This window comes from Actinomyces sp. 2119 (assembly GCF_003591215.1).
GTDB lineage: Bacteria > Actinomycetota > Actinomycetes > Actinomycetales > Actinomycetaceae > Actinomyces > Actinomyces lilanjuaniae.
Window position 1 is genome coordinate 31635 of sequence record NZ_QYRR01000006.1, and the last position, 20545, is coordinate 52179.

General features: G+C 67.5%; 18 protein-coding genes and 1 tRNA gene. 9 read left to right on the plus strand and 10 right to left on the minus strand.

What is annotated here, in order from left to right; all coding sequences use genetic code 11:
- Positions 1–67: 67 nt before the first annotated feature.
- The 6 genes from D4740_RS08220 to fumC form a co-directional block, all read right to left on the minus strand.
- Positions 68–1141, minus strand: a complete 1074-nt coding sequence (locus tag D4740_RS08220) for a glycosyltransferase (RefSeq protein ID WP_119836465.1) — start codon at positions 1139–1141, stop codon at positions 68–70.
- Entirely contained in the window at positions 1138–3774 is a 2637-nt protein-coding gene (locus D4740_RS08225; RefSeq protein ID WP_259390752.1) for a sodium-translocating pyrophosphatase, read from the minus strand. Before D4740_RS08225 ends, D4740_RS08220 begins: the two co-directional genes overlap by 4 nt.
- A 138-nt stretch (positions 3775–3912) precedes the next feature.
- Positions 3913–4053, minus strand: coding sequence for a hypothetical protein (locus D4740_RS08230; RefSeq protein WP_182911373.1), 141 nt, complete (start codon positions 4051–4053; stop codon positions 3913–3915).
- A gap of 363 nt (positions 4054–4416) precedes the next feature.
- A complete protein-coding gene (gene nhaA / locus D4740_RS08235) occupies positions 4417–6264 on the minus strand; it encodes a Na+/H+ antiporter NhaA (RefSeq protein WP_259390753.1) in 1848 nt (615 codons plus the stop codon).
- A 119-nt stretch (positions 6265–6383) separates the two neighbouring features.
- The gene (locus D4740_RS08240) at positions 6384–7223 is read right to left on the minus strand and encodes a nitroreductase family protein (protein WP_119836466.1); all 840 of its coding nucleotides are present in this window, start codon (positions 7221–7223) and stop codon (positions 6384–6386) included.
- A 357-nt stretch (positions 7224–7580) separates the two neighbouring features.
- Positions 7581–9062, minus strand: coding sequence for a class II fumarate hydratase (fumC, locus tag D4740_RS08245; protein ID WP_259390754.1), 1482 nt, complete (start codon positions 9060–9062; stop codon positions 7581–7583).
- Between the two features lie 290 nt (positions 9063–9352).
- Here fumC and D4740_RS08250 point away from each other — a divergent pair, with 290 nt between their 5' ends.
- The 5 genes from D4740_RS08250 (at position 9353) to D4740_RS08270 (ending at position 11765) form a co-directional block, all read left to right on the plus strand.
- Entirely contained in the window at positions 9353–9559 is a 207-nt protein-coding gene (locus D4740_RS08250) for a CsbD family protein (RefSeq protein WP_119836468.1), read from the plus strand.
- Between the two features lie 149 nt (positions 9560–9708).
- Complete coding sequence (locus tag D4740_RS08255; RefSeq protein ID WP_119836469.1) at positions 9709–9912, plus strand: tyrosine-type recombinase/integrase; 204 nt, start codon at positions 9709–9711, stop codon at positions 9910–9912.
- A 527-nt stretch (positions 9913–10439) separates the two neighbouring features.
- Positions 10440–10802 carry a type II toxin-antitoxin system RelE/ParE family toxin gene (locus tag D4740_RS08260; RefSeq protein ID WP_119836470.1) on the plus strand — a complete coding sequence of 121 codons (363 nt, stop codon included), beginning with the start codon at positions 10440–10442 and terminating at the stop codon, positions 10800–10802.
- Positions 10799–11104: a helix-turn-helix transcriptional regulator gene (locus D4740_RS08265; RefSeq protein ID WP_119836471.1), complete on the plus strand. Its 306-nt coding sequence runs from the start codon at positions 10799–10801 to the stop codon at positions 11102–11104. The genes D4740_RS08260 and D4740_RS08265 overlap by 4 nt, the downstream gene beginning before the upstream one ends.
- Positions 11105–11156: 52 nt before the next feature.
- Complete coding sequence (locus D4740_RS08270; protein WP_119836472.1) at positions 11157–11765, plus strand: hypothetical protein; 609 nt, start codon at positions 11157–11159, stop codon at positions 11763–11765.
- A 55-nt stretch (positions 11766–11820) separates the two neighbouring features.
- Here the strand turns inward: D4740_RS08270 and D4740_RS08275 are convergent, their stop codons facing one another.
- A complete protein-coding gene (locus D4740_RS08275) occupies positions 11821–12036 on the minus strand; it encodes a hypothetical protein (RefSeq protein WP_119836473.1) in 216 nt (71 codons plus the stop codon).
- Positions 12037–12309: 273 nt separating this feature from the next.
- On the opposite strand from D4740_RS08275, the gene D4740_RS12895 reads away from it, so the two are divergent.
- Positions 12310–12450, plus strand: a complete 141-nt coding sequence (locus D4740_RS12895; RefSeq protein WP_182911374.1) for a hypothetical protein — start codon at positions 12310–12312, stop codon at positions 12448–12450.
- A 2-nt stretch (positions 12451–12452) separates the two neighbouring features.
- Complete coding sequence (locus tag D4740_RS13330; protein WP_259390755.1) at positions 12453–12581, plus strand: hypothetical protein; 129 nt, start codon at positions 12453–12455, stop codon at positions 12579–12581.
- An 80-nt stretch (positions 12582–12661) separates the two neighbouring features.
- On the opposite strand, the gene D4740_RS08280 is transcribed toward D4740_RS13330, so the two are convergent.
- Positions 12662–12735 (minus strand) — tRNA-Met (locus D4740_RS08280).
- Positions 12736–12997: 262 nt separating this feature from the next.
- Positions 12998–16138: a UPF0182 family protein gene (locus D4740_RS08285; RefSeq protein WP_119836474.1), complete on the minus strand. Its 3141-nt coding sequence runs from the start codon at positions 16136–16138 to the stop codon at positions 12998–13000.
- Between the two features lie 350 nt (positions 16139–16488).
- Between D4740_RS08285 and D4740_RS08290 the strand changes: the two genes are divergently transcribed.
- Entirely contained in the window at positions 16489–17187 is a 699-nt protein-coding gene (locus D4740_RS08290; protein ID WP_243106689.1) for a PPA1309 family protein, read from the plus strand.
- A gap of 90 nt (positions 17188–17277) precedes the next feature.
- Here the strand turns inward: D4740_RS08290 and D4740_RS08295 are convergent, their stop codons facing one another.
- On the minus strand, positions 17278–18846 hold the full coding sequence (locus D4740_RS08295) for a zinc-dependent metalloprotease (protein ID WP_119836475.1): 1569 nt from the start codon (positions 18844–18846) through the stop codon (positions 17278–17280).
- Between the two features lie 351 nt (positions 18847–19197).
- Here D4740_RS08295 and D4740_RS08300 point away from each other — a divergent pair, with 351 nt between their 5' ends.
- Positions 19198–20424, plus strand: a complete 1227-nt coding sequence (locus D4740_RS08300) for a PDZ domain-containing protein (protein ID WP_243106690.1) — start codon at positions 19198–19200, stop codon at positions 20422–20424.
- Positions 20425–20545: the final 121 nt, after the last annotated feature.

Sequence of the window (20545 nt, forward strand, 5' to 3'; positions counted from 1 at the left end):
GCGTCCAGAGTGTGCAGGCAGCTCCTTCTCCGTGCCTGCGGCCTGCGGCTCCGGCCCGGCCCCGGTCCTAGGTGCCGAACCACTCCTGCACCCGGTGGACGACAGCCCGGTCAAAGGCATCGTCAGAGTGGTGGGCCGCGATCCAGGAGGCGAAGGAGCCGTCCGCGCACTCGTCCATCTGGGCGCGGCACGCCTGCGGGGCACGCAGCGCACGGACCAGCATCTCCTCCGCCTGGGCGGCGTCACGGTAGAGGAACGGGTAGCCCTGGGGCACCAGTGCCCGCGCCCAGGGGCGGTCCGGCATCACACCCACGACACCCGCCCCCAGGGCCTCCACGTAGAGCAGCCCGTAGGACTCCTCCTGGGCGGTAGCCAGGAAGGCTGTCGTGCGCGCCAGGGCCTGCCAGTAGGAGGAGCGTGTGGCCATTAGCGGTCCCACCCACGCCCAGTCCCGCCGGGACACAGCCATGGCACGCTCGGAGACCAGGTGGGACTCGTGCAGGCGCATCTCCATCCTCAGCGGCACCTGTCTGCGGACACGGTCCACTACCTCAAGGAAGAGGTCCGGCCTCTTGTTACGCGACAGGTAGATAGCCGGGTAGAGCACGACCGGAGGATCAGCCGGGTCGCGGGGCTGGATGTGGTCCAGGCGGAACCCCAGGTTGACCCAGGACAGGCGAGCCTTCTCTGCCAGGGGCTGGACGGCCCATCGCTGCACCAGCTCGCGGATCTCGGAGGCGGTGCGCTCGGAGTTGGCGAACGTGGGGAACAGGGCGCAGGACAGAGCCGTCGCGGCAGTAGCCACCTCGTCGGTACCGGAGGCGACCGGTCTCCAGACAAAGTTCATGATCCGTGGCACCTGGCTGCTGGGCGAGCCCCCGGCCAGGGCCAGGTAGACCTGGGGGGAGTCCACGACGTCCATGTTGATGACCACGCTGTGAGCCGGGTCGATCATGCCCAGTGGCAAGACGTCGAAGCCGCTGGTGCCACGGCTGGTCCCGCGCCTGGCTACCGGGCCCACCAGGACGGAACCAGGGAAGATGCGCAGCAGACGCCGCACCAGGGTGTCGCCCGCCTCATGGCCAGCCACCTGGCCGTCCGCGCTGATGACGACGTCGTCGCGCTTGATGACAATGCTCATGACGGGGTCTCCTGCTCTGTCAGAGCCTCTTCGTGCTCCTGGAGGTCGTCGGGGGCTGGGGAGCCGCCGGTGCGCATGGCGTAGAAGGAACGGTAGACGAAGACGACCGAGACCAGGAGGAACACAGCGGCCAGGGCGGTCACGAGGGAGCCGGCTCCCTGGCTCCGGAGACTGACCGCCAGCTCGACGGCCAGCAGCCCGAAGAGGGTAGTGAACTTGATGATCGGGTTGAGTGCCACTGAGGAGGTGTCCTTAAAGGGGTCTCCCACGGTGTCACCCACCACGGAGGCGTCGTGCAGCGCGGTTCCCTTCATGTGCAGGTCCACCTCGACCACCTTCTTGGCGTTGTCCCACGCACCACCGGCGTTGGCCATGTAGATGGCCTGGTAGAGGCCGAAGAGCGCGATGGACACGAGGTAGCCGATAAAGAAGTAGGGCTCGATGAAGGCGAAGGACAGGGTGGCGAAGAAGACGGCGAGAAAGATTGTGAGCATCCCCTGCTGTGCGTACTGGGTGCAGATCTCCACGACTCGGCGCGAGTCCTCGACACTGGCCCGCTGCGCCCCGGCGTCCAGGTGGATGGAGCCGCGGATGAAGGCTACCGCCCGGTTGGCACCGGTGGTCACGGCCTGGATCGAGGCGCCGGAGAACCAGAAGACCACCGCTCCCCCGGCGATCAGCCCCAGGAGGAAGGGGGCGTGGAGCAGGGAGAGGTTCTCGATGCCGGTGCGCAGGTGGTCGGTCAGCCCGATGATGATAGAGAAGATCATGGTGGTCGCCCCCACCACCGCGGTCCCGATGAGGACCGGCTTGGCCGTGGCCTTGAAGGTGTTCCCGGCCCCGTCGTTGTCCTCCAGGAGGAGCTTAGCGCGCTCCCACCGGGGCTCGAGGCCCGGACTGGCCTGCGTGCCTCGGCGCAGCTCGGCGTCGATGCCCTCGATCTCCTCGATGCGGGAGAGCTCGTAGACGCTCTGGGCGTTGTCGGTGACCGGCCCGTAGGAGTCCACGGCTATCGTCACCGGTCCCGTCCCCAGGAAGCCGAAGGCGACCAGGCCGAAGGCGAACACGCTGGGAGCGAGCATGTACTCGTCCAGGCTCTGGGAGCCCAGCAGGTAGGCGGCCGTCATGAGCCCGACGACGGTCATACCCAGCCAGTAGGCTGAGAAGTTGCCCGCCACCACGCCAGAGAGGATGTTGAGGCTCGCACCGCCCTGCCGTGAGGAGGTGACGGTCTCACGCACGTGGCGAGATCTGGTGGAGGTGAAGACCTTGACCAGCTCGGGGATGAGTGCCCCGGCCGCGGTGCCGCAGGTGACGATGGTGGCCAGCCTCAGCCACAGCCCGGTGCCGAGGCCACCCAGGACGAGCCACGTGGTCAGGTAGGTCAGCGCCACGCACAGCAGGGAGGTCAGCCACACCAGGGTGGTCAGAGGCGTCTCAAAGCTCATCCGCTCCGCGGTCCCGTAGCGCGCCCGGGTCCAGGCGCTGTTGACGGCGTAGGCGGCCCAGGCCGCCAGGATCATGGCGGAGCGCACGGTGAAAAGCCACACCAGCAGGGTGGCCTGGAGGCCAGGATCCTCCACGGCCAGGAGGATGAAGGTCACCAGGGCCACGCCCGTGACACCGTAGGTCTCAAAGCCGTCGGCGCTGGGCCCCACCGAGTCCCCGGCGTTGTCTCCCGTGCAGTCGGCGATGACCCCGGGGTTGCGGGGGTCGTCCTCGTCAATCTTGAACACGATCTTCATCAGGTCCGCACCGATGTCGGCGATCTTGGTGAAGATGCCTCCGGCGATACGCAGGGCGGAGGCCCCCAGGGACTCTCCGACGGCGAAGCCGATGAAGCAGGCCCCGGCAACGTCGGCGGGCAGCAGGAGCAGGATGACCAGCATCATGAGCAGCTCCAGGCTGATAAGCACCATACCGATGCTCATGCCCGCACGCAGGGGGATGCGGTGCACGGGGTAGGGCCTGCCCCGCAGGGAGGCGAAGGCGGTGCGGGCGTTGGCGAAGGTGTTGACCCGGATACCGAACCAGGCCACGAGGTAGGACCCGCCCATGCCCAGCAGGGAGAAGACGACGACGATACCGACCCGCCCCCAGCCAAAGCCCACCAGTGCCCTGTAGTAGATGACGATGACGGTGGTGATGAACGCCCACAGGACCAGGAGGAACCTTCCCTGACGCACTAGGTAGGCCTGGCAGGTGGAGTAGATAAGCTCGGCGACCTCCAGCATCGAGGCATGGGTGGGCAGGCGCCGCAGCTGGAGGAAGGTGGCCAGGCCGAAGCCCAGGCCCAGCAGGCAGACGAGCATGCCTGCCACCAGCAGGAGGCGGCCGTCCAGGCCTGCGACCCGGGCCGCCGACAGGTCCGGCAGGACCAGGCTGGCCTCTCCTCCGCCCAGGCCGTCCTGGGCGTGTGGGCTTCCTGAGGCCCCGGAGGCATCAGGGTCCGTCGAGCAGGCGGGCAGGACCAGGCAGAGCACGAGCACCAGCAAGGGGGCCAACCTGGAACGACAGAAGGAACGACGTCGTCGTCCGTCTGGTGGCAGCGTCGGCTCGGGCCTGGGGACGCGGGAAAGGAGGGAACGGACTAGGTCGGGGTCGGAGTCGGCGGCCCCACGGGTGGAAGGCATATGATCTCGCTGCATCCTGGAAACCTGGAAACCTGATTGTCAGCAGGACGGGACCGGGCTGTCCCGCTGCCTTACCCGCAGTCTAACGGTGATACTCGTCACTCGGAAGAGGGGGCTGCTCTTTCATCGCGAGAAGATTCAGTAGTCCCCGGCGACCACCTCGGCCCGGTCTCCCTCCGGGTCCAGCAAGGCGACCTCGTAGCAGCCGTCACCAGTAGTGCGGGGTCCGTCGCCGACACGCACCCCAGCCTCATGCATCCGCGAAGCCAACTCGCTCACAAGCGGCGGTCACAGGCTGGCGGTCAGCCAGGGCGAAGGAGCCCTGCATCCGGCCCGCCCGGCCACCACCCGCCCCGTGAGCACCAGCCGCCGGGTGCCGGGGTCACGCGGGCAGGTGGTCCTCGTTGCTGACCTGTTCGGTTGCCACCATACCCAGGTAGTCCCATCGGAAGCTGCGAGAGACTACTAGGACGCGGCGGGACGTGGACGTCAGCCAGCGGGCACAGGCGGCGCAGAGGGTACGTGCAGGGCGGACCCTGCAGACTTCTCGGTGCTGCCAGGCTTGCTCCGCACCCGCGGGAAAGGAGGTCCTTTGCAGCGACAGCAAGGGAGGTAAGGGAGAGCAGACGCCCTCCGTCGGGCTCAGGAGCCCTCCCCGCGGATCGCCTCCGTCAGCGTCCAGCGGTTGAAGACCCCGTGAAGACGCTTTCCGTTGAGGTAGACCACCGGGGCGCCTTCCTCCTCGGTCAGCCCGTCAACTTCAAGGGTCTCACGCAGCACCTTCGGCTCGTCGACGGCACTGGCCACGCGCTCCAGCAGGGCATCGACGTCCAGACCCTCCTCACGGGCGGTCTGTGTGATGCGCTCCTCAGTGACCTCGCCGCGCAGGGCCGCCAGGCTGTCATGGAAGGACGTCCACTGGCGCTGGGCGTAGGCGGCCTCCAGGGCCAGCGCAGCCAGCAGGGAGTCCGAACCGGTAACCCTGTGGCGCATGACGAGGAGTACCTCACCAGAGGTAATCATGGGCTCGATCGCCCACAAGGCCTCCACGAGCCGCCACCGGTCCTCATAGGTGACGTCAGCGTAGTTGACCAGGACGCTGGGCGCGCCCGGGGTACCGAAGAGGATGTCGCGCTCAGTGTCCACCGGGCGGGGCAGCGTCTCGCCCACGCCCTCGGGCAGCGGACGGAGCCAGTCGCCCAGGCGGAAGATGGTGGCTGCCAGAGCCAGAGCCAGTAGGGAGGCACTCAGCACGCCAATACGGGCCTGGTCACTGGCCGCCTCGTCCTCCAGGGCGATCCCGGCCACGAGCAGGGAGATGGTGAAGCCCATGCCGGACAGTGCTCCCAGGCCCATGATCCGCGGCAGGTCAAGCCCAGGCAGCCGAGAACCGGGGACCAGGCGCAGCACGACGGCCGCGCCGACGGTGACTCCGAGGAGCTTGCCCAGGACAAGGCCCAGGATCACCGCCCAGGTGATGCGGGAGGAGGCGGCTGCCCTGACAGCCTCCCCGGACAGCTCGACCCCCGCATTAGCCAGCGCGAAGAGCGGGACCACAATGTAGTTGACGTAGGGCGGCAGCACCGTGGACAGGCGCTGGTTGAGAGGTATCGCGTAGGCAAGGATCTCACGCAGGATCATCGCCGCGGTGGGGGTCGGTGCCTGGCGGTAAAGGGCGGCCACCTCCACCGCCCCGTTGGCGTCGTCCCTGCGCACGTTGTAGACGGGCATGAGCAGGGCGATGAGTACCCCTGCCAGGGTGGCGTGAACGCCCGAGCGGTAGAGCGCATACCAGATCGCGATCCCGAGCACGAGGTAGGGAGGCGATCGCCACACGCCACGGCGGGCCAGGAGCCACACCCCCGCCAGGCCCGCCACCGCCAGAGCCAGCGCCACGAGGTCAAGGGAGCTGGTGTAGAAGACGGCAAGCACCAGCAGGGCCCCGATGTCGTCGATGACGGCGAAGGTCAGGAGGAAGAGCCGCAGCCGCGGGGCACGCCGGGGGCCGACCAGGGCCAGCATGCCAATAGCAAAGGCGGTGTCGGTGGAGATGACGGCTCCCCAGGCGTGAGAGCCCTCTGTTCCCCCCGCGATGGCAAGAAAGACGAGGACCGGGACCACCAGCCCACCCACAGCAGCCGCGGCTGGCAGGAGGGCGCGCCCGGGCAGGCGGAGCTCACCCAGGGTGAGGTCACGGCGTACGTCGAGGCCCACCATGAAGAAGAAGACCGCCATGAGCCCCTCGTCGACCCATCCGTGCAGAGTCAGCTCGACGCTGAAGGGCCCCAGGGCCAGGGAGGCGGGCGTGTCCCAGAAGGCGTGGTAGCTGTGACCGGTATTGGCCCACACCAGGGCTATCAAGGTCGCCGCCGCCAGGGCGAGGGCAGCGTAGGTCTCATTGGTCTGGATGGACAGGAGCCTGGCCCGTCGCCTCAGGTACCAGTCGACGGACTCCCTCCGGTCCGACAGATCGGCTACCGTCCTGCTCACACTGCTCCCTTCAGCATGCCGTTGCCCGTGTCAGCGGTCGTCCGCCAGTGTCGTTCCTCGTCACCATGTGTCCCACATGTGTCCCACATGTGTCCCACGCCTCCTGGTAGCCCGGCCACTCAGTCCTGTGCCGCGGGGCGCTCCGGGGCTGCGTCCTCAGGTCCGTCCAGGAAGCGGAAGCCCTGGGCCTCCATGGTGGCAGCCACCGTCGGGAAGTAGTACCGGGAGTACATGGAGGAGGTGTCCTGGGACCAGGTTCCCATCTGGGTCATTCCCTGCGCGTCCCACCAGTCGCGCAGGAGCTCGTCATAGACCTGGGCGCCATGCTCCACCGCCTGCGCGTCATAACGCTCCTCCATGGCGTAGGACTCCAGGGGCACCCGAGGCTTGACCTGGGGTGTCTTCTGCCGGTCCGCCACACCCAGGGTGGAGGCCACCACAGGGAAGGTGTGGGCGGGCAGCCCCAGCAGCTCGATGAGGGCGGCCGGGTCGTTACGGACTCCACCGATCGCGGTGGTGGCGTATCCCAGGCTGTGAGCCGCGGTCTGAAAGGTGGCCAGAGCGATACCCGCATCCACCGCGCCGACAAGAATCCCCTCGGCGCTGCGGTGGACCACCTGCTCGCGCTGATGCTTCCTGGCAGCCAGATCGGTTCGGTAGAAGTCGACAACGAAGACCACGACGACCTCGGCCCCGGCAACCTGTGGCTGGCCACCAGCAATGTCGGCGACAGCCTGGATACGGTCACGGTCACGCAGGACCACGAGACTCAGCCCCTCGGCGTTGATGGAGGTAGGAGCCTGGCGGGTAGCCAGAAGGATCTGGGTGAGATCCTCCTGAGGCACCGGCTCCCCACTGAAGGCCCGCACCGACCGACGTTCACGCAGCAGGGACAGGACCTCGCTGGTGGGCTCAGGATCGTTGGTGGGCACAAGATCAGGGACGTCGTTGTGCGTCATGACGACTGCTCCTCAGGTGTGAGCGACTACGGATGACCAGAGCAGGCAGACACACCAGTGACGCGGACACCGGGTCGGCTTGTGGCCGACGCCGGGGACAGGACACGACCTCAGTGACGACGCCGACTGTCTGGCCTCCTCCGCCTGCCTAACCTGCCCAGCGCTAGGAACATTCCTGATCTGCCACGCCTGCGACCACGCTCACCCGGTGAGAGGAATACCGGGAGAAGCACCCTGACACAGGCCTGGAGGACCGTCAATCCACTCCACCGCCCCAGCCAAGCGGCAGGACCAGGAGCACAGCGGTGCAGCCCACCGGGCACATCCACACCCGGGCTGCACCGCTCAAGCCACGTGCTACTCCTGCGCCGCCGAAGGGCGCGTCATGTCCGCAGGCACCACCCAGGCGTCGAACTGTTCCTCGGTGACAAAGCCCAGCTCCAGGGCGGACTGACGCAGGGACAGGCCTTTGTGGTGCGCGTTCTTGGCGATCTTGGAGGCCTTGTCGTAGCCGATGTGGCGGTTGAGGGCCGTGACCTGCATGAGGTTGGTCTCCAGGTTGGCCCGGATACGCTCCGTGTTGGGCTCGATACCGTAGGCACAGTTGGTGTCGAAGGAGACGCACGCGTCACCTAGGAGCTGGATAGACTCCAGCACGCACCAGGCCATGACCGGCTTGAACACGTTGAGCTGGAAGTTACCCTGGGACCCCGCGAAGCCGACAGTGGCGTCGTTGCCAAAGACCTTGGTAGCCACCATGGTCATCGCCTCGCACTGAGTGGGGTTGACCTTGCCCGGCATGATGGACGAACCCGGCTCGTTCTCGGGGATGATAAGCTCCCCGATTCCGTTGCGCGGACCGGAAGCGTACCAGCGCACGTCGTTGGCGACCTTCATCAGGGCATCCGCCAGGACGCGCAGGGCACCGGAGACCAGGACCAGGGCGTCGTGAGCGCCCAGGGCGGCGAAGAGGTTGTCCGCCTGGGCAAACTCGATACCGGTCTCCTCACTGATCTTACGCGCGCACAGCTCGCCGAAGCGGGGGTGGGCGTTGAGACCGGTCCCCACCGCGGTCCCGCCGATAGCCAGCTCGCGTGCCCGGGAGTCGGCATAGCGGATGCCGTCCAGGGCGAAGTCGATCTGGGCTACCCAGCCGGAGATGACCTGCCCCAGGGTGATGGGGGTAGCGTCCTGGAGGTGGGTACGCCCCACCATGACGACGTCGTCGTACTGCCTGGCCTTGGCGTCCAGGGTGTCGCGCAGCTGGGTGACACGCGGGTACATGGCCGCCAGCTCGGAGACGACCGCGATGTGCATAGCGGTGGGGAAGGTGTCGTTGGAGGACTGCCCGCGGTTGACGTGGTCGTTGGGATGGACAGGGGTCTTGGAGCCAACCTGCCCCCCAGCCATCTCGATGGCCCGGTTGGAGATGACCTCGTTGGAGTTCATGTTCGACTGCGTTCCGGAGCCGGTCTGAAAGACTACCAGGGGGAACTCGTCGTCAAGCCTGCCCGCGATGACTTCGTCACCGGCCGCGGCGATGAGGTCGGCGATGTCACGCGGCAGCTCGCCGAGCTCGGCGTTGGCCAGGGCGGCCGACTTCTTGAGCACCCCCAGTGCCCTGATCATGGGGCGGCCCCACACGAAGGTCTCCCGGCCAATGTCAAAGTTGTGCAGGGACCGCTCGGTCTGCGCCCCCCAGTAGCGCTCAGCGGCGACCTCGACGGTGCCCATGGAGTCGGTCTCGGTACGGGTAGAGGTCGGCGGGTCCTGCCGGCTCAGCTGGCCTGAGGTCTTCTCTGGTGTCTTCTTCTCTGGTGTCTTCGCGTCTGCTGGCATGCCCCAAGGCTACCCCGGAGCCTGGCACACGGTGCGAGGACCGGCGTCCTAGGGTCGCCCGCCCAGGCTCTCATCCCGCCTCCTCCACCCACCTCACCCCACCCGTTTTTCTCATTATTTTCTCTCTTTTCTATCTATTTCTCTCTTTTCCGACCACTCCCGCTCCTTTTCTGTCCGTCAAGCTGCAAAGCGGCACAGAACTGATTAACCCGGCAGTACAGCCCCTCGGCGCAGGGGGAGTCGCAGATACGGTGGAAGCGCTCACGACAGCCACGTGAAAGGAGAATGTCATGAGCGACAACGGAACATTTGACCGCATGACGGGCAAGGCCAAGGAATCCATAGGCAAGGCGACCGGGGACAAGGAGACCGAGACCGAGGGAATCATTCAGCAAGCCGAGGGCAGGGCCAAGAAGGCTACCGAGGACCTCAAGGACAGCGCTCAGGGGGTAGCCAACCGGGTCGGGAAGGACAGGGCCAGGAAGGACGAGCAGTAGTCGTTGCGCGGCAGGTCCCTGCACCACCGGTGGATCACCGCCTGCTGACTGAGTTCTGGCAGGCGGCGACCCACCGGGCCCGCCCCTCCCGCAGCAGTGGACACCCCCCCACTAAGCCTCCAGCTCGCCAGCCGCACCCTCCCACCCGGATGGACGCTCCCCCACCCGGATGGACGCTCCACGCCCTCAGGCACCGCTTCCCCACCACCGCCTACGGCGCAGACCGCGACATCCTCGCCGTCCAGATCCTCGCCGTCCAGCGCCTCCTCGGCCACACCTCTGTGTCCACCACTCAGCGCTACACCGCACCACCCACCAACGCCATGAGAAAAGCAGTTGAGACAGCAGCCTAGCCGTTGACGTCCCTGCCGCCTGTGGCGCATACTGGCGGGGACCCACCCAGGTTGCGGCCCGGGCAGGTCCCGATACGGGCGGCTCAGCCAAGCCACCCGTGGAGGAAATCCATCAGGACACTAACGGCCCGGACCAGGCGAGCGAGTGCGTTCAACAGTTCGCTCACCTGCCGGGTCGTTGTCCTGTCCTGACGGACCTTGACGTGCCTGCCTCTTGGCTTGGACACGACCCTCACCTCCTCCCTGACCTCCTTCCTCCCCAGCCATCAGGACAACGGTGTTCCGGGAGAAGGTGCCGGAGAAGGCTCCACCAGCCTACCGGTCCGTGACGCGACGCGCTGCCGCCACGTGGCTGGTGCGGGGGCCGGTGGTGTGGGGTTCTGCCCTGCGGCGGGCCAAGCCGCCCTGGGCGACACATAGCTCCGCGACGCCTGACGCCGCTCGCTGACAGCGACCAGCGCGACAACCCGGGGCGTCCGGAACCGGATCAGTTTGACCCAATATCGCGTACATAATATATTACGTCTATGCGGTGGACAGTTGAGTTCTCCGACGAGGTCCTGGCCTGGTACCAGGACCTGACCCCCGAGGGGAAGGCAGCGGTCCGTCGCGTGCTCTCCCGGCTGGAGGACGGGGGTCACATGCTCGGCATGCCACTGTCCAGGCAACTGGGCGGGGGCCTGCGCGAGCTACGCTTCACGTGCGAGGGCGTGGCAAGGCGGATCACGTACGTGCTCGACCCCGGGCGGAGGGCCGTCACGCTGACGACGTTCCGCAAGCAGCGCCAGAACGAGCGGGGAGAGATCCTGCGAGCCCGACGGGCTCAAGCGGCCCGCCAGGCCACCCGGACAACAGCCAAGAAGACCCGAAAGAAAAGGAAACGACCATGAGGACCACACCGTTCCGGCAGGCCGAGGCCGAGGCCCTGGAGACCATGACACCACACGAGCGCGCCCGGTTCGACGCCGCCGAGGCCGAGGAGGAGACCCGCCTGCGGCTCGCCGAGCTCGTCTACGCCGCACGCACCCAGGCCGGGCTGACCCAGACCGAGCTGGCCCACCGCATGGGCACCCAGCAGTCAGTCATCTCCGCCGTAGAGAACGGTGGACAGATCCCCTCCGTCTCAACCCTGTGGCGCATCGCCCACGCACTGAACCTACGACTGACCATCGACATGGCCGCCGCCAGCTGAAGAAACTGCCCCCGACCCCTCAGGCATACCCCCGAAGACAAGGAGCACGCCCATGGCCTACAAGTCCAGGACGGTGCGCGTGTCCTCCCTGGCCCTCGACCTGGACAACCCCAGGCTCGGCGACGGCATAGAGGGCCAGGACGACGCGATAGCAGCGATGTTCAAGGACACGAAGAAGACCAGAGAGATGACCGCCCTGGCAAGGAGCATCGTCGTCCTGGGCGACCTGGATCCCTCCACCCTGCCCGTGGTCACCCAGGAGGACGCCACCATGGTGGTGCTGGAGGGCAACAGGAGGGTGACCTGCCTGAAGTTCCTCCACGACCCGCACCTGGCGCCCACCAAGGAGATCCAGGAGTCGTTCCAGGACCTCACCGACAGCGCCACCACGACCGTCCCACGCAGCATCAGCGTGATCGCCTACGACTCACGCCAGGAGTACGACGACTTCCTGGAGATGCGCCACACCGGGGAGAACGAGGGCGCCGGGCTCAAGCCCTGGAGCAGCCTGGAGTCCACCCGGTTCAAGGAGCGCCGCTCGGACACGACCTACATCCACACCGCCCTGCTGCGCTGGGCCGACACCCCGGTGGGCGGCGGCTCCCGGGTGAAGACCTGGCTGGCGACGCTGGTCCCGCCGAGGCGCGGGCAAGATGTGTAGTCATCCAGGGTCTGAAGCACCCCGAACCGCCACCACACCACCAAGCCCCGAGCGGCTACCCCAGCCACTGGGAGACCTGCTCCACCAGCCGGATGATCTTCCCGACCGCTCTTGCCACGACGCCGGTGGCACCCGCGACAATCCTGACATCATGTGCGAGCCGCACCGTAGCCTCGCGCCATCCCTGGACCTTCTCCCGCCACGGCCGCCCCGGCTCCGCGTGCCCAGCGCGCTTCCTGTCGTCGTTCCCGCTGCTGTCCTTGCTCCTCATGTCTGCCTTCCGGCTAGGTGAGCCCGCCCCTCCCTGGGAGCGGGCAGGTGCCCGGCATGGGCCCCTCACCCGTACACATGCGGACCGCGTCCCCGGCCGTCTCGCATGCTGGTCACCCCCGAGGGGCACCAGCAGCACCACTGGGAGGGGTGCGCGCCCAGCTCCACGACGAGGGTGAGTGCGCCTGGCCGACAGTGGTCTGGCACCTAGAGCGAGGAGCATGAGACAGCGTGAGCGAGACGAGCAGCCCCTACCTGGACCCAAGGAGGTCGGGTGAGCTGGGAGCCCCAGGAAGGTCAGGCCCGCATGGACGTCGACGTCACCGTCCGGGGGCGAGGCTCCGGGCAGGGCGGGGCTCATACCGGGCGCGACCTGACGTCGACGTCACCGTCCGGGGGCGAGGCTCCGGGGTGAGAATGAGCGTCACCACGGGGCAGGCGAGGACGTGGTGGTGGTGCGTCTCAAGGGCGACGGCCACCCTGAAGGGCACCGCCATGAGCCCGGGCCAGGCGCGCGGGCTGGTCGCCCAGGGGGCGCGCCGCTGACGGGGCCTGGGTGCCGGCCCCCTACGTGCCGGGAACAGCAGCAGCCCCGGCACCTTCTGGTGCCGGGGCTGCTGGGGCGGTAGCGGGGGCAGGATTCGAACCTGCGACCTCCGGGTTATGAGCCCGGCGAGCTACCGAACTGCTCCACCCCGCGTTGGTGGAATGATCCTAACGCCCCGCATCGAAATCGATCAATCCGTGGGGACGTGCCTTTGGTCACCCACGCGCACAAGCCGTTCCTACACAGCACACCGGCTCCCAGCCCAAGCGGTATCGCTAGAAACAGGGACCGGGGGCGGGCGCACCGGCAACGCGGTGCGCCCGCCCCCGCCACGGACAGCAGCCCAATTGCGACTCAGGCGGCCGCACAGACCAGCCAAGGTCCGGGCCACCGCCAGGAAGCCCCGGAGAAGCTCTTAGCCCTCCCCGAGCCGCTCCCTGGCGTCAACGGCCCTGTTCACGGCGTCGTTGAGACGGTCCTGAGCCTCACCGTAGGCCTCCCAGTCGCCTTCACTCATCGCGGTCTGGGCGTCGCTCATCGCCTGGTCCGCGTCTGTCAGTGCCTGGTCCAGGTCAGCCTGCGGGTCCCCGGCGGAGGACCCGCTGGCGCCGGCGGAGGGTGCGGCCGAGGCCTCGGCAGACGGCTCGCCGCTGGCAGACGCCGAGGCCTCAGCAGACGGCTCGGCAGAGGGCTCAGCAGTCTCCTCCGGAGCCGCTGTGGCGTCCTGGGTCGGATCCGTCCCGTCAGTAGCCTCGTTGGTGTCATTGGCCGCACCGGCGTCACCGTCCACGGCCTCCTCACCTGTGGTCGCACCCGAGTCACCACCAAAGACCTGGTCCAGGGCGCCTGAGAGGGTGTCAGCGAAGCCGACCTCGTCGCCGAAGGCCACCAGCACCTTGCGTAGCAGCGGGTACTGAGTCCCCGAGGAGGACTGGACGTAGACCGGCTGGACGTAGAGGAGACCCCCTCCCACCGGGAGAGTCAGGAGATTGCCCTTGATCACCTCCGAGCCCTGCTGGGACAGCAGGTTCAGCGTCTGAGACACCTCCGGGTCGGAGTCAAAGATGTTCTGGACCTGTCCGGGTCCGGAGACGTTGGAGGAGCGAGGCAGCTCCAGGAGCCGCAGCTGTCCGTAGTTGGGGTTGCGCTGCCCCGGCTCACCAGTGGCCGTCTCCGAGTCCACCGCCAGGAACCCGGTCAGCACGTTGCGGTTGGTGTTGCCTCCGATGATGTAGACGCTGGACAGCGAGAAGCTGGCCTCGTCCTGTCCCGGCATCTTCAGAGTCAGGTAGTAAGGGTCCTGAAGGTCGGCCTCGGAGGTCGTCGGGTCGTCCGGGACCTTCCAGAAGTCACCGCCGGAGTAGAACTCAGCCGCGTCGTCGACGTGGTAGCTCGCCATGATGGTGCGCTGCACGGTGAACAGGTCCTCCGGGTAGCGCATGTGCGCCATGAGGTCAGCACTCATCTCGCTCATCGACGTGACCGAGCCGGGGAAGACGGAGTCCCACGCCTTGAGGATCGGGTCGTCCTCATCCCACTCGTACAGGGTGACCGAGCCGTCGTAGGCATCCACCACCGCCTTGACCGAGTTGCGCACGTAGTTGGACTCCTCCGGGGCCCCCAGCAGCGCGGCGCTGCCGTCGGGGGAGGTAGCCGTGTCCTCCAGGGACTCGTGCTGGGAGTAGGGGTAGTTGTTCGTCGTCGTGTAGCCGTCGACGATCCACACCACGCGCTTAGGCGTCGAGGGGTCGTCATCGTCGTCAACCACCGCCGGATAGGGGCTGCCGTCCAGGGTGAGCCAAGGAGCCACCTTGGCCACACGCTGTGCCGGGTCGCGGTCGTAGAGGATCTGGGACCCGGAGCGGACCTCCTGGGAGAACAGGATGTTCATCTCCTGGAACCTGGTGGCGTACAGGAGGCGGTTGACCGGGTTGGACACGTTAGGGCCACCGTCCCCGGAGAAGGTGGTGTTGACCTGCCCAGTCTCAGAGGTGTCGTCGGGGTAGTTGAGCTCGCGAGGCGTGCCGCCGTCATCGCCTCCCACGATCGAGTAGTCGGCCGAGGCCTGGCCGAAGTAGATACGCGGCTCGTAGTCTCCCAGGTCCCCGGAGGAGGGGATGCCACCCTCCCAGAAAGACGGGTAGCCACCGGTAGCGACCGTGTTGCCGTAGGCGGTGACCACACCGTACCCGTGAGTGTAGACAGTGTGCTCGTTGACCCACGTGCGCTGACTGTCCCCCAGCCCGGACAGGTTGAGCTCACGGACCGCGATCACCGTATCCCGGCTGACGGAGTCCACCGTGTACCGGTCCACGTTGAGGGTCTCCCGGAAGGAGTAGTACTGCTTGTTCTGCTGGAGCTGCTGGAACGTCGGCGAGACCAGCTGCGGGTCGAGCAGACGGATCGACGTCGTGGACTCGGTGTCCTCCTGGAGCTGTCCAGCCTCGGCAGTCGTCGTGGCGTCGTAGGCGGTGGTCTCGATGCCGTCGAGCCCGTAGGCAGCCAGCGTGGCGTCGATGTTGCGCTGGATGTACTGGGCCTCCTGCCGCTGGGCGTTGGGATCAACGACGAACGTCTGGATCGCGGCAGGGTAGGCGGTACCCACCAGCAGGGCCGAGACCACCATGACGACCACTCCGGTCACCGGAAGGCGCCAGGAGCGGGACCGCACCGAGGCCACAAAGAGGACAGCCACCGCAATGGAGATCGCCGCCAGGATCGCCCTGGCCGGGACCACGGCGTTGATGTCGGTGTAGCCCGCTCCGTCAAACCGGGAGTTCGCGGCGTACAGCGCGGTGTAGCGGTCCAGCCAGTAGCGCCCCCCCTGCAGCAGGGCGTAGAGGGTGAGGAACACTGTCAGGTGGGTCCGCGCAGCCCTGGTGAAGTGCGGCTGGCGGGAGACGGAGATACCGCCGTACAGGTAGTGGACCGCCACAGAGGCCACCCCCGAGAACAGGACCACGTTAGACAGGTACCCCAGCGCCGTCAGGAGCACAGGAAGAATAAAGACATAGAACGACATGTCAATGCCGAACTGCGGGTCCCTGACACCGAAGGACTGGGTGTGGATGGCCAGCAGCACCTGGTCCCACTGCGGGACCAGCTCCCAGGCGGCTCCCAGCAGCCCCAGGACCGCAGGGATGCCCCAGGTCAGGAGCCTGCGCATCGGCTCGACGGCAGTCTGGTAGGCCTCCAGGCTCCTGCTTGCCTCGTCGCTGGGGACTACCACCTCACGAGCCTGGTAGGCCCGGGACATCGCGGTGTAGACGGCACCAAACATGACCACGAAGCCCAGAAGGAACAGGGCGGCCCCGGCCACCCACCGGGTCCAGATGACGCGGGAGAAGCCCAGCTGGTCATACCACAGCACTTCCGTCCAGGTCTGGGAGGCGAAGATAATCACGCCTCCGATCACCGCGAGAATGAGCGCTGTCAGGGCCAGTGGTCCGGGACGACGACGTCCGGAGTCGGTGTCGTTAGTCCTAGGGGTACGCGGAGGCCGGGGCCCTCCGCGCCCGAATCCGGGTCTGGAGCCGGGAGGGCCGAACCTAGGCATGGATCGGGACCGAGACGCTGACGACGAGCCTGACCCGCCGGACTTCGCAGGCCTGGCGGGTCGATCGGAGTCACGATCCTGGGCAGGCTCGCGGGACTCGTCTGACCTGTCTGACTTGTTGCTCGGCTCTTCTTCTTCGTTCCGGGTGCTCACAATCACACTCCGTGTCTGGTCTGCACAGGGGCACCGACCAGCAGGCCGGTGTTTCTATCGTCCCACAGCCTCCCCACCTGTAGGCAAGCCGTCGCCGTAGAAGCACCAAGACGAGACCTGCCCCAGGGTCCCGCCAGAGTCCTCAGCGTCGTCAGCAGCCTCGGCACGACGTCCTCGGGACGTGGGACCATGAGTCCATGGCCTCACCAGAACCTGACCCTGAGGAGCACGACCACGCCCCCGCCCCTGGCACCGAGTCCCTCGGCAACCTCGCCGCCGACCGCAGGACCCCATCCGTGCAGACCCCTGGTGAGACGGAGCGGGGCAAGGGCACCGAGGAGCCGCGCATAGCGGGCACCTCCACGCAGGAGGCCCTGGTCGCAGCAGTGACCGAGACCGAGGCACATGTGTCTGTCCACGGCTGGGACGCCCCGGTACGGCTCTTCTCCCTGGTGCGCACCGCCGAGGCGCTGAAGCACGACGCCGGGCTCAGTCGGCTTCTGCCCGCTCACGAGCTGGCGCGGTCCCGCCATAACCCGCAGGCGCTGACTGTTATCGAGCAGGAGGATCTGCCCGCCGCAGCCAGCCTGGAGGACCTCCTCAACCAACTGGCCTGGCCGGAGTCTGTCCACGGAGCAGTCCTCAGCGTCGAGAGGACCATCCTCGGCCCTCAGGCACAGGCACGGGTCGAGGCTGTCACTGACCCGCAGGAGCGCACGGCCCTTGTCAGCAGCCTCACGGACCGGGAGGACATCCGCATGGTGATAGGGGTCCTGCGTAGTGGCGAGTCCTGGTGCGCGTTGCGGTCGCGCTCCCACGACTCGGCTGATGACGTCTACCATGGGGAGCGCCTGGTCCCCCAACTGGTCGAGGCCCTGGCAGCAACCTTCCTGTAGCCAGCCCGGTCTACCCCCGTGCAGCTTCCGGAAGGGGCACTTCGCCCCCGCCTCGCACCCAGGAGCTGTCCCTCCCGGAGGGTGCGACTGCTACGGCTGCGGACCGGCCGTCGGGCCCGGATGATCCGGGCCCGCCTCTCCGTCGTTCCTGTCCTGCCTGTCACCCTCATCCTCCCCGGACCTCCCGTTGGAGCCCCCGGAGCCCTCAGGACCGCCCTCCCGGGAGCCTTCCTGCCGACTGGTCCCGCCGCCTGTCCGCCTGGCACCCTCTGCGTAGCCCAAGGTCCCCTCCAGGAGGGAGACCAGGTCCGCGTCCATCTGCGCGTCCATGTCCTCAGCGGCACGACGGATCGTCAGGAAGTCCTCGGGGCTGGCGAGCTCGGCAGCCGTCGGCATGACGTCCGGGTGGTTCCAGAAGGCGTCCCGCTCCGCCTCCCCGGCCTGCTCTCCCAGGTGGGACCACAGGCGGGCCGCCTCACGAGCCAGGCGCGGTCTGAAGGTCAGGCCGATGAGTCGGGAGAAGAGCTGCTCGGCAGGCCCTCCCTGGGCGCGCCTGCGTCGCATCATCTCCTGCAATGCCATAGCGCTGGGCAGGTGTGGGGCCACGGCACGCGCCGTCACCACCTCGACCCAGCCCTCGACCAGTGCCAGCAGCGTCTCCAGGCGCTCCAGCGCCTCACGCTGGGAGCCGGTCTCCTGCGGCGCGAACAGCCCCCCGTTCAAGGCCGCCTGCAGGGCCTCCGGGTCATTGGGGTCCACCTGTGCCACCGCGGACTCCAGGGCGTCAGTGTCGATACGGATCTCGCGGGCATAGGCCTCCACAGCCCCCATCACCTGGCCCCGCAGCCACGGGACATGGGCATAGAGACGGGCCGTGGCCGCCTCCCGGACCGCGAGAAACATGAGCGCCTCACGCTGGTCCACCTCCAGCCCCTCAGTGAAGGCGCTGACATTAGTGGGGACAAGTGCGGTACCCGGGTCCCGAGTCAGAGGAAGCCCGGTATCGGTGGCCCCGACTGCCTCCCTGGCCAGCCCGCCGATAGCCTGGCCCAACTGGAGACCGAAGGCCGTACCCGCCATAGTGCGCATAATCGACCCCAGGGCTCCCATCTGCTGGGCAGCCTGCCCCATGCTCTCCGGCAGCTCGCGTATCTGCTTCTCCAGGGTCGAGGCCAGTGCCGCAGTCACCGCCTCCGCCACGGGCGCGCACACGTCCTTCCACACGGGCATGGTGCGTTCCACCCACGCGCTACGGCTCCAGGCCTCCCGCCTTCCCGGAGCCGGCATCAAGTCCGTGGCCGTGTCCAGCCACAGGTCGGCTACCTGAAGAGCCTGCCGGGTGTCATCGGCCGCCTCTGCGGTCACGGTCGGGTCGCTGTGTGCCCGGGCCTGCCGGAGGGCAAGGTCCTGGCCCACGCTCCAGTTGACCGGCTCAGTCGTGGACGCGCTGAACACCTGCTGCAGCTGGGAGCGCATCGCGAACAGCTGAGCGGGACTGAGCCGGGACACGTCTGCCATCCCCGGCAGCCGAGAGAGGTCGGAGGGGTTCACACCTGCCGAGCGCAGGGCGGCCACAGCATCAGCAGCCATCTGCTGACCGAAGATGGAGGAGAGCATCTCCTCCAACTCACCAAAGGGGTCCTCAGGCTCCTCGCTCATAGAATTCCTCTCTCAGGATCACGGGGTACCGACAGGCGCAGACCAGCAGGCAGCAGGTGCACCGCAGCCGCCTGAGACGGACGAGCCACCTGCCCGTGCGGTGCTGCGGACACCTCCCGGAGCCCGACCGGTACCGTGGGGACGCTGCCCGGGTCCTGCCCCTGCAACGGTCGCATGGTCCCACACATTCCTGACCGTCACCGGGAGGCAGCCCGAGCCTCCTGACCGGGCCAGCCGGAATGGCACCGACTGTCGCGACAACTGTGCCACGACGTCGGCGGATCCCTACTTCCCCTCTTCTCCTTCCCCTCTGCTCCCCCAATCCGCAGGAAGATGTCCGATGATGGTGCTGTGACGCAGCCAGAGCCCGCACACAAGCCTGACGTCCCCGACGACACCACCCATGACACCACCCATGACACCACCGACAACGTCCCTGAGGACACCTCCAACGCCCGCGGACGACACCGCCTTCTGCTGCCAGCGGCGGTCGTGGTCCTTGTCGTCGGTCTTGTCGTGGCTGCCTTCACTGTTCCCGTGGACAGGGTCATCGAGGCTCCAGGACCGACGTGGAACGTGCTTGGCACAGTCTCGCAGGACGACCCGCAGGACCTCGTCACCGTCAGTGGCACCCAGACCTACCCCACCGAGGGAGCGCTGATGATGACAACGGTCTCCGTGACAGGGTGCCCCGGCTACCCCGTGACCGTGGCCAACGTCGTCGTGGCCTGGCTGTCGCCTGACCAGACCGTGCTGGACAGGGAGCAGGTCTGCCCCAAGGAGGTGTCCGCGGAGGAGATCAACGAGCGTAACGAGACCCAGATGACAGGTTCCCAGGACGCTGCGGTGGTCGCCGCGCTGGAGGAGGCCGGTCTGGCAGAGTCCATGACGCTGACCGTCACCGGCGTCGCCGAGGAGCAGGCTGGTACCGACATCGCTGCGGGCGACGTCCTGGTCTCCCTGACTCCCAAGGGAGCACAGACCACCACGCTGTCCACCTACGCCCAGCTGCGCGAGCTGATGACCACAATCGACCCGGGAACCGAGGTCACCCTGGAGGTCCTACGCGACGGCCAGCAGGTCAGCACCACGCTGACGACACTGCCACCGGGTGCCATGGACGGTAGCGAGGGGGCCACCGAGGACGCCTCGGGCTCCCTGCTGGGGCTGCACCTTGACGTCGCCGCGGACTCCGATATTGAGGCCGAGTTCGGCCTCCCCGAGGTCGGCGGCCCTAGCGCGGGCATGATGTTCGCCTTAGCCATCGTCGACAAGGTGACCCCGGGGTCCCTGACAGGCGGGCAGGACGTCGCCGGCACCGGCACGATCTCCGTGGACGGGCAGGTCGGCGCTATCGGCGGGATCCAGCAAAAGATGGCCGGGGCCTCGGGGGCCGGGGCCGACTACTTCCTGGCACCTGCAGGCAGCTGCGAGGAGGTTGTCGGCCACGAGCCGGAGGGTATGCAGGTCTTTGCTGTCGCTACTCTCCATGAGGCCGTCCAGGCAGTGGAGGGTATTGCCCTGGGTGACACCTCCGGGCTCACCACCTGCTCCTCCCTCCAGGACCGGCAGGACTGACCAGCAGGCTCCGGCCTCGGGAACAACGAGCCGGGAAGCAGCCCGGCCAGGAAAGTCGCAGGCTGTCCACAGGCGGTGACCGTGCTCTGGCCCTGGAACCAGCCCCCGTGCCAGGCTCACG

Coding starts and splice junctions, on each gene's coding strand:
- D4740_RS08225 (WP_259390752.1), bottom strand. CDS start 3,774: ATGCCTTCCACCCGTGGGGCCGCCGACTCCGACCCCGACCTAGTCCGT.
- D4740_RS08290 (WP_243106689.1), top strand. CDS start 16,489: ATGGCCTCACCAGAACCTGACCCTGAGGAGCACGACCACGCCCCCGCC.
- D4740_RS08255 (WP_119836469.1), top strand. CDS start 9,709: ATGGACGCTCCCCCACCCGGATGGACGCTCCACGCCCTCAGGCACCGC.
- D4740_RS08270 (WP_119836472.1), top strand. CDS start 11,157: ATGGCCTACAAGTCCAGGACGGTGCGCGTGTCCTCCCTGGCCCTCGAC.
- fumC (WP_259390754.1), bottom strand. CDS start 9,062: ATGCCAGCAGACGCGAAGACACCAGAGAAGAAGACACCAGAGAAGACC.
- D4740_RS08220 (WP_119836465.1), bottom strand. CDS start 1,141: ATGAGCATTGTCATCAAGCGCGACGACGTCGTCATCAGCGCGGACGGC.
- D4740_RS08265 (WP_119836471.1), top strand. CDS start 10,799: ATGAGGACCACACCGTTCCGGCAGGCCGAGGCCGAGGCCCTGGAGACC.
- D4740_RS08240 (WP_119836466.1), bottom strand. CDS start 7,223: ATGACGCACAACGACGTCCCTGATCTTGTGCCCACCAACGATCCTGAG.
- D4740_RS08260 (WP_119836470.1), top strand. CDS start 10,440: ATGCGGTGGACAGTTGAGTTCTCCGACGAGGTCCTGGCCTGGTACCAG.
- D4740_RS08250 (WP_119836468.1), top strand. CDS start 9,353: ATGAGCGACAACGGAACATTTGACCGCATGACGGGCAAGGCCAAGGAA.
- D4740_RS13330 (WP_259390755.1), top strand. CDS start 12,453: ATGAGCGTCACCACGGGGCAGGCGAGGACGTGGTGGTGGTGCGTCTCA.
- D4740_RS08285 (WP_119836474.1), bottom strand. CDS start 16,138: ATGCCTAGGTTCGGCCCTCCCGGCTCCAGACCCGGATTCGGGCGCGGA.
- D4740_RS08295 (WP_119836475.1), bottom strand. CDS start 18,846: ATGAGCGAGGAGCCTGAGGACCCCTTTGGTGAGTTGGAGGAGATGCTC.
- D4740_RS08275 (WP_119836473.1), bottom strand. CDS start 12,036: ATGAGGAGCAAGGACAGCAGCGGGAACGACGACAGGAAGCGCGCTGGG.